8 protein-coding genes are annotated in these 14,240 nt (G+C 49.1%); 4 read left to right on the top strand and 4 right to left on the bottom strand.

What is annotated here, in order from left to right:
• Positions 1 to 521: 521 nt before the first annotated feature.
• Both AC6I7T_RS05530 and AC6I7T_RS05535 read left to right on the top strand, forming a co-directional pair.
• Complete coding sequence (locus AC6I7T_RS05530) at positions 522 to 863, top strand: hypothetical protein (protein ID WP_497792330.1); 342 nt, start codon at positions 522 to 524, stop codon at positions 861 to 863.
• Positions 860 to 2,968, top strand: a complete 2,109-nt coding sequence (locus AC6I7T_RS05535) for a putative bifunctional diguanylate cyclase/phosphodiesterase (RefSeq protein WP_497792331.1) — start codon at positions 860 to 862, stop codon at positions 2,966 to 2,968. The genes AC6I7T_RS05530 and AC6I7T_RS05535 overlap by 4 nt, the downstream gene beginning before the upstream one ends.
• Before the next feature lie 100 nt (positions 2,969 to 3,068).
• Here the strand turns inward: AC6I7T_RS05535 and AC6I7T_RS05540 are convergent, their stop codons facing one another.
• The 3 genes from AC6I7T_RS05540 to AC6I7T_RS05550 are packed head-to-tail and all read right to left on the bottom strand — an operon-like array spanning position 3,069 to position 7,590.
• Positions 3,069 to 3,548 (bottom strand): hypothetical protein, encoded by a 480-nt coding sequence (locus tag AC6I7T_RS05540; protein WP_497792332.1) that lies wholly within the window; start codon positions 3,546 to 3,548, stop codon positions 3,069 to 3,071.
• 50 nt (positions 3,549 to 3,598) lie between these two features.
• Positions 3,599 to 4,372, bottom strand: a complete 774-nt coding sequence (locus AC6I7T_RS05545) for a DUF4198 domain-containing protein (RefSeq protein ID WP_497792333.1) — start codon at positions 4,370 to 4,372, stop codon at positions 3,599 to 3,601.
• 8 nt (positions 4,373 to 4,380) lie between these two features.
• The gene (locus tag AC6I7T_RS05550; RefSeq protein WP_497792334.1) at positions 4,381 to 7,590 is read right to left on the bottom strand and encodes a TonB-dependent receptor; all 3,210 of its coding nucleotides are present in this window, start codon (positions 7,588 to 7,590) and stop codon (positions 4,381 to 4,383) included.
• Positions 7,591 to 8,379: 789 nt separating this feature from the next.
• Between AC6I7T_RS05550 and AC6I7T_RS05555 the strand changes: the two genes are divergently transcribed.
• On the top strand, positions 8,380 to 12,345 hold the full coding sequence (locus AC6I7T_RS05555) for a LamG domain-containing protein (RefSeq protein ID WP_497792335.1): 3,966 nt from the start codon (positions 8,380 to 8,382) through the stop codon (positions 12,343 to 12,345).
• Between the two features lie 28 nt (positions 12,346 to 12,373).
• Here AC6I7T_RS05555 and AC6I7T_RS05560 read toward each other — a convergent pair whose 3' ends face one another.
• A complete protein-coding gene (locus tag AC6I7T_RS05560; RefSeq protein ID WP_497792336.1) occupies positions 12,374 to 13,111 on the bottom strand; it encodes a LamG domain-containing protein in 738 nt (245 codons plus the stop codon).
• A gap of 396 nt (positions 13,112 to 13,507) precedes the next feature.
• On the opposite strand from AC6I7T_RS05560, the gene AC6I7T_RS05565 reads away from it, so the two are divergent.
• Positions 13,508 to 14,206: a Crp/Fnr family transcriptional regulator gene (locus tag AC6I7T_RS05565; protein WP_497792337.1), complete on the top strand. Its 699-nt coding sequence runs from the start codon at positions 13,508 to 13,510 to the stop codon at positions 14,204 to 14,206.
• The last annotated feature ends 34 nt before the right edge of the window (positions 14,207 to 14,240 follow it).

Consider the following 14,240-nt stretch of genomic DNA (forward strand, 5'->3'; position numbering starts at 1 on the left):
CATCAGAGCAAAGGAAGTTACTTAAGTTTAGAACAAAGATAAAAGTGTACAAACTGGAAACAGCCGAGAGAAAAAAGGCATCTTCCGCCAGAGAAGAGAATCTAATGCTGGCTTCGATTTCAACGCGAATAAATTCGCTTCCTCTTCCCTGTTAGCGATCCTTCGACTTCGTTACCAATACGAAGGGCTGTAAATTACCCTGCAACAAAACTCGATAATTTCCTGTCTAATCGTATATCGTAATTCCATCGCTATTTAAGGACGTTCACCGTCACAGGGCCACTAACCTAGGGCTTCCCATAAATGGGCCACGGTAAACTGCGCTCCCGAAGTAGCATTATTCCGGAATGGGGGTGAAGAACGTCATCGTCAGACCAAAGACAGTTCGTAATCTCATATATTTCGCTCTTGCTCCTCTGAACCGGCAACGCAAATTGTATTTTTGTGAACAGTCAAAACGATAGAGTAATTATCACGTTGGGCTATTGTCATGATGTTATGTTTAAGAATTTCTCCTTGGCATGATAGATAATCGAAAGCATGGATTCTCTCTTCGCGCAAGAGCACGCGAATTTCTACTACCTCCAATTGAAGATGGATTAATTCTGGGGCGACAGTCGCCTATTGGTCCGGTAGCGATTGGTAAGGCATTATCGTTATTAAGTACGACACCGTATGAACATGTACCAGTAGAGGACAGTGTAATTGGGGACGTCCTGGTACGAGCTGCCATTTTACGTAAATTGCCCGCACAAGATCTTCTGGATTTTGTGTTAAGGGAAATCAAGCCACTCATGGGCCCCGAAGAAATACTCCACTTAAAACTGGAGGTAAATATTCATATCGAGGTCCGCGAGGCATGAGCGGAATTACTGTAGCCGATTGCCTTATTTCACATCTTTTGCAGGTTCATGCCGAAGACCGCTACCGGGACGCTGTCAGGGAAAAAGCAACGGCCAGAGTCTTTGCGGTCTTCGAGGCAAACCAATACTTAGGATTGGTCACTGAGAAACAGGCTGCTCTCTTCCCTGATCGCATCTTTGCCGATCTCCTGGTAACGAGGCAGCCTCAACCTATTCCCGACCACACCGCCCTACATTTTGCACTAGAGCAATTACAAGCAGGTAAAGCAGAGTATCTTCCTGTTGAGGACCAATCAGGGAAGTTCCGGGGAGTTGTATCTCAAGCCTCTCTCTTTGCAGCCCTCGCAAGTGTTGAATCGAATCTACGCAAAGAGAGAGAAGAGCTGATTCGGCAGATCCAGGTGGAGCTCAAAAATCACCTCATCGCCTCGGCAGTCTTTGACAACACGAGTGAAGGCATTCTTGTCATGGGTGCAGATACCTCCATCATCCAGATCAACTACGCTTTCACAAAATCGACAGGCTACACGCTAAAGGATGTACTGGGATGCTATCCGCGAATCCTCGACTCAGGACGTCATAACCGACGATTTTATGCCGGGATACTCAGGACCCTGCGCAATGCGGGCGAATGGAGCGGAGAGATTTGGAGTCGCCATAAAGATGGTGAAATCTATCCTGAATGGCTCAACGTAAATGCGGTTTTTGATAATGAAAATCGGATCACACATTATGTAGCCATCTTCTCCGATATCTACACGCAGAAGCACATCCAGAAACATCTGCAGCAACTTGCCTATTATGACGCGCTGACCGACCTGCCCAATCGCCAACTCTTTTATGACCGGATCAGTCAGACGATTATTCAAGCCTCCAGGAAAGGCTGCGGCTTCTACCTGCTATTTCTCGATTTCGATGGCTTCAAAGATGTAAACGACAGCCTCGGACACGGTTTTGGCGATCGTTTACTAAAAGAAGCCGCCAACAGGCTGAGGAACCTGGTTAGCGAATCTGACACAGTGGCACGCCTTGGTGGAGATGAGTTCACTTTACTGCTTCAAAGAACCAGTAAAGAAGAAGAGGCGTCTGCAATCGCCGCAAAAATCGTTGAGTCCTTCGCCGGTCCCTTCGAGGTGGGACACCACAAAATATTCCTTACCGCCAGCGTAGGTGTGGCGCGATACCCAGATGATGGCGAAGACGTCGATACTCTCATGAAGAATGCCGATGCGGCCATGTATCAGGCCAAAGCTGAGGGCCGTAACCGATATCGCTTCTTTACTACCCAGCTAAATGTCGATGTCTCAGAGAGACTATATATGGAGAACGCCTTGCGCTCCAGTCTGCGGGAAGGCGGTCTATACCTGATGTGGCAGCCACAGGTGAGGCTCAGCGACGGCTGCGTGGTTGGACTGGAAGCACTGTCCAGATGGCAACACCCAAAGTTAGGAGAAGTACCGCCATCGAGATTTATCCCCTTGGCGGAGAAGGCCGGTCTGATGGAAAGCTTTGGCTCCTGGATACTAGATGCAGTTTCCGTCGACATCTCACATCTTTCGCAAATAAGAGAGGCTTCCCCCTTACGAATAGCCGTGAACTTTTCTGCCGTACAGATCTATGACGGACCAGCCGTAAAACGAGACATTTTGAATCTTCTGGAACGATCGGGGCTTGAGCCAGAGAATCTCGTACTGGAAGTAACCGAATCGATCTTTATGAGCAAAGGGCATTCCACCGATGAGGTTCTGGCGGAATTGGGAAGCTGGGGGCTGCAGATTGCGATCGACGATTTCGGTACTGGATATTCAAATTTGTCCTACCTCAAACGCTTTGCCGTCCATCATCTCAAAATCGACAAGAGCTTTATCCGTGATTTAGCCGAAGATATTACAAGCCGCCAATTAGTGATGGCAATCGTGCAGATGGCACACAGCCTGAACATTCGCGTCATTGCGGAGGGAGTGGAAACGCCACAGCAACGCGACATTCTGATGGATCTGGGATGCGACGAGGCTCAGGGCTATCTCTTTGGACGGCCCATGAAGCTCTCTCAACTCCTTCAAGAAAATCGCCTGGATACCACCCCAATACCGGATTTCTGCTAAAGGCATTTCCCGTTCGACAGTCACAATAAAGAGCGCCCCACCCTTCAGACTATCACCAGGCCAGAGGAATGGGGCCGCCTACGTTACCAGCTAAATAATGCTACAACGGTTTGTACAAAGACATGTCCTGACTCGGATCGAGTTCCAGCAGAGAATCGTCCCAGTGCTGGACCGTTAATGCCCATCTCGCCTTCTCTCCTCTCACATAGTCCTCAACGTCGGGGAATAGCTCCCGAATGACCTGTCCGCGTGTCTTGTCATCTTTCTTCGCCTTATTAGGAGCAGGTGCAGTAATGATAATCATGAAATCCCAATCGGGAGACAGTTGATGTTGCTTGCGGGTAAAGATCTGCTCACTGATAACAAGACCCTTGTCGATCGAGTACTTCATGATCGGGTAGTGATATTTGCGATAGAGCGCCAACCATTCGTCTTGCTTGCCTGGCGGAACCTTGTAATAGGAAACCTCTATTTGTGGTTTGTTCGGATCGGCACGTCCGGCTACTGCTTGAGCCTTTGATTCACTGGCCCCGATACTAAACCCCAACACAATTAAGCAGAACAGTAATGCTTTTTTCAACGAGACTTCTCCTTTTTTAGTTCATTCAAATGCAATGTGTTTGTTTTGAGCTAACGTTCGAAGACCAAGGAAGCAGCATCATCCTCAAAGCCAAAAAGCTTTGGGTAAGGCGAAGGGGTTCGATAGACCACGGCCAACCGGTACCATCCCTTATGATCGATAGGAATACGGACAATTCCCGCGTCATTACTCCTCAAGACTGGACCACGCGAAGCGGTGCGATCATCTCCGACCTCTACAGACGCACTAGCCAGCGGCTTGCCTTCAAACTGAACAGCCACCTCCAGAAAGCCTCCAACCTCGACAGCAAAGGGATCTGTTTTCGGAATCAACTCCAACCGATGTCCAACAGGTCGATCAAAACCGCTGCCGGAAGCACCGACATGCAGCAGTGCTTTGCTGAATTTGATGTAATGCCCCGAATCCGCAGCAGAGGGATACTCTGCCAAAGTCGTCGCTATTGCTTTGCCATCCTTTGTATGCACATAAAAGCCGTTATCGTAGAGCGAAGTAATAATCCACGTTCCATTGGCACTTGCAATATCGGTCTGATCGGCAATATCGAGGCTTCGTTCATCTGCACAGCCAGTCACTCCGGAAAGCAGAGTAGTTCTCTTGCCTCCCGGGGAAAGGGTATCGAGAGCAATCAATCTTATACGATAGATTTTCTCGTATATCTCCGGATCGCCATACCTGGCAACAATATGGACTTGTTTCCCTTTAATCGAAGGGAAAAGCGTGACTTCATGAGCTCGTGCGCTTACCGCCATTGTAAGTGCAAACAACATAACTGCTGTCAGGCTTCTCTTCTTCCCTATCTTCATCTCCGCTCCTACCATGCCAACTTAAGGCCGAATTGAATTTGCCGGGAAGAAGCCTGTGTAGAGGTAAGCTTTCCAGCGTCGCCAACCGCGTTGCCACTATCGTCGAACACAATGTTATTGCTGAGCGGAGGAGCAAAGTTCGTATGATTCAGGACATTGAAGAACTCCGCGCGGAACTGAAGATGCATCGTATCGCTGATGTGATTCAGGCTGGCGTTCTTGTAAATGGAACCATCCAGATTGGTAAAGCCTGGACCTTCGAGAGTATTCCGTCCGGCATTCCCCAGGCGATTACCCGGATTCGGAAAAGCAAAGCATTCTGTCTTGATGTAATGCCCGGCATTCCCCGCATTGACTGCCGATTTGCAACCAGCACCATTGAGACGATCTGGATAGGCCCATGGATCTTTGCTACCTAAACCAAGAGGATCGCCACCAAGAAAGACTGAAAACGGTGCGCCCGTCGAAGCTTGGAATATTCCGCCGATTTGCCATCCTCCAAGAACCCACCGCAAAGGAGTTACCGATCCACGAGCGTCAGGCAATGTCCACAACCCACTGAAAACGGCGTTCTGCCCTAAATGAAAATCGGAAAGGCCACGCCTGGTTTTGGGATCAAACCATAGAGGTACGGAAGATGCAGAATTCAGATATTGATCTCCTGCCAACGTTGAAGATCCGTCGTCAATCGATCTTTGCCACGTGTACGAGCCTTGCAACTGAACGCCATGAACCGGGTTTACGCGGACGCCAACCTGTAAGCCGTGATAGTAAGAATCTGCATCATAGGTCAAAGCATCCAGTTGACCAACTTTGGGATTTAGTAAGGTCTTCTTTGCCGAGTCTGTTGGCCAGTAATAGCTTCCATTGATTCGTGTCGGCATTACGATATTGATGTCATCGGTAGCGTACGGCAAATGAATACCGCGGGAACCGACATACCCTACAGAAAGGATCGTTCTGCGAGCAAGCTCTTGCTGCACTTGCAAATGCCATTGCAAAACATAGCTGCGGGCAGGATTCTGTTCAATCCAGACCGTACGTTCTCCAGCCAACGAATTAGGATTATAGTTTGCCAGCGCCAGATCATAAGCCTGATGGGGAAAGGCTCCTTGAGGCAAGGTGGATGAGGAAAGAGTGATGTTGTACGGAGCTCCCGCAGAAGCTAGCCTTAAAAACTGATATGGCAGCGGCAACACATCAAAAGCCCCAAACCCTGCACGGATCGCAGTCTTGCCGTTACCGAATAGGTCGTAGGCTAGTCCTACTCGGGGCTCGAAATTTCTGAAAGTTGGATTGGAGAAATAGGGATCGCCCAGATGTGCCGTCGTTGCCGTCGGACTGGTAAGAACGGCAATTTTGCCATTCACCTCAGAAGGCACGGTGCTGATTTCATACCGCAGACCAAGGTTGACGGTTAGCCGCTGGCTCAGGTGCCAATCATCCTGAAGATAGCCCGCAAATAAACTGGCCCTTAGGCCACGAGTCGTGGCAGTACTGGGAAGAGTAGCTGAAAAGCGCAGCGGCTGATTCGTCAGAAAGCCCTTCAAAGATCCAAATGAGAATCCACCATTCTCCGAAAAGTGGAAGAGGTTATTAGACTGCATCCTCTCCACCGCGAAGCCAAAACGTAAGCCATGCTTCCCACGTAAAAGAAAGGCATCATCATAAAACTGGAAGGAGTTCCAACCAAAGACGAAGTTCGCAAATGCTCCAGGTCCTCCCTGAAACTTCGCAAGCCCAGGAACACTGATAATCGCTGCCGGTCTTCCAGGAACACTTCCTAACGAAGTATCATCTGCAAGTGAATTGATCGCCTCGTTTGGCACCAAATCGGCATAATTCCGATTAAATCCAAAGCGTGCCGAATTCACCAGGCCAGAGGAGAAATTATGCGTCTCTTCTATGACCAGAAAAGGCCTTTTCAGCTTATGCCGGAAAAGAATGTTGTTCAGCTGATCGGGTTGAGAGAGATCGCTCTTGTCGAGGAGAAAAGTTCCATAGATTCGATCCCGGTCTGAAAACACGTGATCAACACGGGTGAGATAGAAGTCTTCAGTTCCCGCCTGTTTGGTTGCAACCGAATAATAACCAGTATCTCCGTTGTTCGAGAGCCCCGCGTTCGGAGAATGATAGAAGGCGAGGAAGGGCTTCACGTTGGGATCAACCACTATATTCCCGGAAGACAGGATTCCATTTTTTGCATTCTCCGACGGAACGGAGCTTACCTGCGTAACGGTCAAAGATTGGCGCAACCCTTCATAGTTTCCAAAGAAGAAACTCTTGTCATGACGAATTGGACCGCCTAAAGTACCCCCAAATTGATTACGTCGGAAGGGCAGCTTCTTCGAACTATCGAAATAATTCCGCGCATCCAGCACGTCATTTCGCAAGAATTCATAGGCACTTCCATGAAATTCATTTGTTCCTGATCTGGTTACTGAGTTCACCACACCGCCAGAGGTCTTCCCATATTCGGCAGAGTAGTTGGTGGTAAGAACGGAAAACTCCTGAATAGCATCGACTCCCAACTGCGCCCCCAGAACATTACCAGGAGCATCGTTCGTGTAATCATTGAAGCTGATACCATCCTGGCGATAGTTATTCTGAGCAGAGCGCGTGCCGGAGATGCTTAACTGAGTTCCGAATCCGCGAGTGACCTTGGTAGCATCACTCGATCCATTCGATCCAACAGAGGCTTGATTCCGCACAGTGTTTACCCCAGGTTCCAAGGCCGCTAATTGTGTCCAGTCGCGTCCATTCAAGGGCAATTGTTGAAGCGTACCTTGATCTATTCTTTCCTGAACACCATCCCCAGACAGTTCTACTTGGACCGCAGCAGCGTTAACCGCAACAGTCTGGCTGGCCCCGTCTACCTGTAGCTGCACATTGAGGACACGCTGATCTCCAACAGTAACAATCACACCACGTGCTGTCGATACGGCAAATCCCGATGCAACAATCTTCACGTCATAGGTTGCAGGAGCTAGATTGGGAATTGAGAATAGCCCGTCGCCACTCGTTTCTGTTTGATAGGTGATGCCTGTTTCCCGACCGACTGCCACAACTTTTGCATGAGCAACGAATGCATTCGATCCATCATGGACAGCTCCAAGAATTGAGCCACCCGCAACTTGAGCCTGCAAATCTGGAGCAATCGATAACAACAGAACAACAATCAACCACGTCAAAAAGTATCGCTTCTTCACCAGCCTCATATAGTTCTCCATCAACAACCCTGTACAGATACACGTCCACTGTTCCGCTCATAGAGCAGAGGTTCACGGGCGTTGTTCCTTCTTACTAGCCCTTCGAAAATTTCAATTCGAGAAAGATGGGAAACTTAGCGGCAACAAGGAGGGTGCACAGTTTTCCTTATGAAGGCTGCGCGATATTGCGAAACAAACTGTATAGAAAGCAAAGTCATTGGAAATCTCGCAAAGGATCTCAAGCTAAAACAAAGGACAGCGAAGCATACACCTCACCACCTACGGCAAAGCGTGTACGCAGATAAGATGACTGCTGATACTGCAAATCAGAAAGGAAGCATCTGTGTCGCGCGCAGGATTAACAACAACAACGACAACAGAACGTCGACGCCACCGAGTGGTGGACTATAAGGGGCTCGAGAGTGTAACTCTGGCAATTCATCGACATGTTTAGCTTATAGCATGTGTCAGCACGGAAACGTAGTGACACGTAACACATTCTGAAGGTTTTCTCCGAAAATTGCAACACCAATTCGCACATGTGGCAGGACCTCTCTCACGAGACAAAGAACGACAAAAGAAAGATCCGGTGATGTCACAATGCAGAGGACGCCGCCCCTAAGATGCTTTCACTCTTTGCAAATTACACTTGCAAATCCTAAACGGATTGACTGACAATCTCGCCTGACTTATTGGGCCACGTTCCTGCGTCCTGAATGGCTGGTCAGGCCATTCCATGATATCGGGCACAACGGTCCGATGCCGGAAATCTGAACCAGATTTGAGGTGCCGGATATCATGAAGAACCTATACCGAATAGCTATTGCCTCTCTGCTACTAAACATTGTTTTCGTTATAGGTGGCAACGCCCAGGAAGCGCTTCCCGCCCCTTCTCCTCAAATACACGGAAAAGCGAATGAACCAGGACTGTTGTTCTACCTCTCCGGAGATCATGGTTTCAATGCAGACTATTCTGCAGGAGGTACCCCGGAACCGAATTTCCTCTCCGATGTAAAGATTCTGCCCAACGGAGCAAGAGGTTCGTATCTTCAGTGTGGTAATAATCAGCTGCTCTCTTATTGGGCTCCAGGGAATATCTATGCACAACGCGGCACGCTCTCTTTCTATTGGCGTTCTCGCGAACCTGTAGACGCAACCGAATTCCCTATCTTTCGCGTTGGTTATGCCGACCACTCCAGTTGGGACATGGTCTGGCTGCGCATCGACTACAACGGGCATGGATTCGATGCCTTCGTAACCGACACAAACCTGGGCCGAACACGTGTCTCATACAACATGCCGAACTTTCCAAAGCCTGCAGAATGGATTCATCTCGCCCTTACCTGGGATGAAACCGTCGGCATCCGTTTTTACGTTAACGGAGAGATGGTGGGAGAGAAAGCAGCTACCGGCGCCTTTGACACGGGACTCGATCAGTTCGGGCCACATTCACGAATCATCGCTCCGTCAGCAGTCGAAAGCTCCTACAACTTTGACCGCGGTGGCGATATCGACGAGTTACGCATCTATGACCGCATGCTCTCTGCCGATAGCATAGCCGATCTCGCAAAGGGCAATCTACCTCACGCAATTCCCCAAGTTCTTCGTTCTCTTGCCGATTCTGCTCCTCACGCTGCGGATAACAATACTTCATTGCCAATTGAAAGCTGGCAACAGGAATGGTGGTATCGCTACGGCTGGAATCGTCCGAACGATATCCCGGCGTTCCTTCCTGCCAAAGATACAACTATCCGCAAAGTCGAGATCCATGATGTTTACGACCTTAAGCGCTGGTGGTGGAAGGGTACCGATGGTATCCGCGAAACAACCTGGCCCGGAGTCTACAACCGTTCTCAGCTGCCTGGACGTTTCGACTACTTTCAACTTCCCGATTGGGACTGTTATTCGTTATCAGGAAAATCTGTCACCTTCTATATGCCCAAGGAACCATGGAATCACCTCGAGATAGAAGGTGGAGCATGGGGCAACATATCGCTGCTGACGCCAGGAGACGGACAGCCTGGAGCAATTGCCGATCCGGACCAGCACGACACTGCTCCGCTTTTATCAAAGACTCTTTTTACGCGGCCCAAAGGACAGGAACGCACCAGCCATCAACTTTCCGAAGCTATTACCGGAGAAAAGATACGCTTCACGAATGTGGAACAAGAGTGGCCTATCGAAGAATTCTCCGCTTACTATGTTCATCCCGGGAAAGAACCGGATGACATAGTAAAACTTCGCTACACGATCTCAGCGCATAACTCAACGGACAATCCATCGCTTGCACCGCTTCTCGCCTTCATCGCGAAGAGGTTTCCTGAAGACGAGCGAATGACAATGGTAGCAGCGCCCGGAAGTGGGTTTCTGCGCGCGATCCGTTTGGGAAGGAATCAATCCAAAGATCAAAAGAGCACAGCCCCGCAACCTGATAATCTGCCCATTATTCACATCCTCATCCCAGCTGATTTCCGAGGCCTCCAACAAACCATAGGACACGGCTTTTCCTATGGATGGGAAAATATGAACGCAGGACTGGATGGTATCGCCATCGATCTGCCTGCACTCACGCTAAAGCCGACTCATGGGGATGCTATTCCCATGAATATCCAAATCAAAGATCCACTCTGGCCGATGCGGGACATGCTTGATTTCAACTTCTCTGTTAAGCCAGGGGAGCCACATACACTGTGGCTGGATACACGCGACCGCATCTTGCCAAATGGCAAAAGCCTTTACCTCACGATTGCATCGGCAAGCAAAGAGTTCAATCAGGACTCCCTGGAAAGTGCTGAAATCCGTCTGATCTTCAAAGCTAAGAAAGATGCTCTACCGGAACACATCCTTGATCGCTTTACCCAGGTTCGGGATAACTACGCCAATATGGTGGAGGAGTCGGTCAACTCCCGTAAGCTAAATCTCTTTAATCGCTTTGATGCCGATATTACTGATTTACTCAAGGCCGATCCCGATAATGATCTCGGGCGTAAGTACTGGAATGAGATGAATCATGAACAGCTAAAACCGCCCTTCACTCTTCCAGCCACACCTCCCGGAGTGCCCGAATGGGCATTTCTTCAAGTTCAGAATCTCGGAAATCTCAAGCGTCAAATCAATTGGTATATCGATAACCGACAAATCTCAAATGGAGAATTCGGAGGAGGTCTCTCGGACGATAGCGATTATCTTAATTGGTGGCCAGGAGCAGCTTTCATGGGAATCGATCCAGATAAGCTAAGAAAATCGCTCCTCAAAACATTGGATGAAATGTACAACCAGCATATGTTCACCAATGGTTTGGCTACCGGCCAGTATGACGAGCTACACAGCTACGAAGATGGAATTAACGTTCTGGGCCAAGCACTGCTGATCGATTTCGGTAGCCCAAAGCAACTGGAACGGGCCATGGAGACTGCACGACGACTGGAGTGGCTGACAGGAATTAATATCGCAGGACAACGCCAGATACGATCTTCCTACTACAGTGGCACAAAGATGGCAGAAAACGGCGTTTGGGGATGGGCCAAATCTCGATCCTATATGGTCTTTCACCCTGCGCTTTCTCTTGTTCTCTTCAATGGCACGCCAAGAACCCGCAAGATGATTCTGGAAGTTGCCGATGGATTTTTGGCTCACAGGCACCGCGATCCCAATGGACAGTACAGCATGCACTATACCGTCAATTTCCATACGAACCAAGATCTCCCCGGCACTCCCGATCCGTGGTTCATCCTCTGGGCTGCTTATCGTTGGACCGGCGACAAGAAATACCTGGTTCCTTTTGAAGATGATCCTGTCTCCTCGCTACGCATGATCAATGCCGATGCGCTCGACATCCTCAAGGTTCGCAATACCTGGGGTGAAGAACTGATGAAAGCCGAACGCATCGAGCAACACGCCGGGTTCTTCAATCCAAGCGAAACACTTAACCAATTGGCATGGCAACTCACAGGAGATACCAATTACCTCAAAAAGGTTTATGCCTCTCAGATTGAGACCGCATTCGATCGTGAATTCATCAACACAGAAGGCAGTCTTTGGATTGATCGCATCTACTCCAATACAGCGGAACTGCAACGCGCGCGTCTTGGCGGTGTTGCCCTGGTACGCAATTATGTTTATCCAGGGAATGTCCTCAGTTGGAAATTTCAAACGCCGGCAAATGATCAAAGTGTCGCAATCCTGGTATCGGAAGGCGCCTCCGACCATATCAAGATCATTGCTTACAATCTCGAATCCGCACCAGTCACGGCAAGCATGACCGGCTGGGAGATAGAGCCAGGCAAGTGGGAGATTACACAAGGCACATGCGACGATACCGGTACCAACACTTTGCGGAATGTAGCCGCTCGAAGGGAGGAATTCGAACGTAGCCGCAGCCTTGCAATCACCTTTGCACCGCATACAACGACGGTTCTGGAGTTGAAGCTTATAGAAAAGGGTATTCCCTACTGGTCACGCCCCGACCTGGGTATCGGCCCCGACGACATCAAAATCAATGGAAACAAGATGAAGGTAACAGTCCACAGTTTAGGTGCCGTGGACGCGCCCCCTGCCCAAATTGTATTGCGTAATCGCAATGACAAAATCCTGGCAACAACCCACATCCCTGCGCTAAAAGCGCCTCTAGATCTGTTCCCAAAGACAACAGAGGTTCTACTCTCTTTGCCAGCAAACGCCGATTGGAAGGGCGGAAGTGTAACCATTGAGTCCAGCAGCCATCAGCCGGAGATTACATTAATGAACAATCAGGTTCGATTCTGAATAAGGAATCATGTATCCCGAAACGATTCTACTTTTTTACCAGCGTCGGCATCTGTAGAAACTGATCGGCAGAAAGGGCACGTGGAGTCATTCTTGCCATCAGAATTGCCCCTTTGAAATAGTCTCTCTTATCTATGCGTACACCGATGGAAGAACGTCCCGCAAGTTGAGGGACCAGTTTTAATTCCGCCTCGCCTTGGAGTTCGCCGTCTACGTAGTTCCTGAACTTTTCCCCATCATAGACAGCAGCAATCCGATACCATCGGCCAAGAGGATGCAACCGCGTGTAGTCCAATAGTGCTTTCTGCTGCCCTCCCGCTGCTGCAAAACTATCCAAACACCATTGTCCATCGACAATACGCAATTCAAAGAGCATCCGGGTCTTTGTGTCCTGCCCAGTTGAGGGATCTTGCTCTTGCAGATGGAAGAAGCGTTGTGCCTGCGCTCCATCTGGATCCGGGCGAAATATCACTTCCCAGGTAAACGTCTTGGCTCCAGCTAAAGGATGAACAGGAACGAAGAGTCCGTCGTCAATCCCATTGAAATCTATGGCCTTTCCATAGGGTGTATCAATCAGATGTGGGTGTCCAAGAATAGTAGTTGAATGTCCACCAAGTGCATCGAGCCGGTTAAAATACCAAACCTCGGCATGAGAAATCACTGCGATGGTAGAAGAATCAGTCTGAGCTAACGCGGGAAATTGAGCGTAAGAACTCAGCAACATCAGCAATATGCCAAAGCAGCAAGACATCCAAACTTTTCTCACGTCGGAAGCCTCCAGTTCACAGCCCCCTATAAAGCAATACTTGTGCAGCATCGCAGGATTCCTCTAGAGCATCTTCTGCAGAGGATAAGCCCGTGATTCTCGGCTTCTTCCCCGACAATCCCCCTATATGAATGTCCTCTTTCGAACCAAACCTACGTAGAGGAATGGATACTAGACGATCAGGATCTTTTCTGCAAGTTGGTGAATATTGCCGCCACCCTCCGCCATGATGGCTCCCTCAACGACTTCTTGAAAGACTTCGACCAATCGTGAAAGTTTTCGCATCAATCATACTCAGCTGATTTCTTTCCGTGTTCTAATTGTCCAGAAAGTCCGTGCTCCTCATTTCGTGGCAAAATTTCAGCACCTTTTGTTAGGAAACACTAGGAGGTGAGTTTGCGGCGTCCATATGCTCCTCGTCGTCCAGCGCTCGTGGATCTCACCTCGTCAGAAGCTGAAGTCTTCGAAACGTTGGGGAGACGGTTGACGGTTCGAAGCGAGGATACGATATTCAAAGAAGACGAACCAGCATCGAGTATTTATCGAATAATTGCAGGTAGGGTTAATCTTGCTACCGTCTCTCCGGAAGGACGGGAATTGATCGTGCGTGTTCTATATACGGGCGACTTGCTGGGACTTAGTGCTGCAATAGGAAAAACTAAGTATGAGGTTTCGGCTGTAGCTTCCAGTGCGAGCACACTTCAAGAGATCTCCACACAGACCTTTTTGCAATATTTGCAAAGCAGCAAGGCTGCAACCTCCTGCATTGTCAAAGCACTATCAGAAGAGTACCTCGATATCGTGGAACACACAAAGCTACTGCAGCTCTCGGGAGCAATCCTTGCCAAAGTGGCACGCATCATTCTCGAATGTGCTCCCTGCGCTGATATAACTCATCCATTTCCTCTCAGCTTCACCCACGATGAGATGTCCAGGATGGCAGGATGTTCGCGAGAGTCCGTTACGCGTACTCTCAATATCTTTAGAAGGAAGCAATACCTGGAAATACACGGGCACAGTATGAAGATTCTCGACCCAAAACAAATGATGGAGATTGCTGGGATCGACACTGCTGCCCAAAAAATAGCCTTTTGACGGTCCAGAGTATTTTCCCTTTTACTGTCTACCA

The organism is Humiphilus diazotrophicus (genome assembly GCF_059726315.1).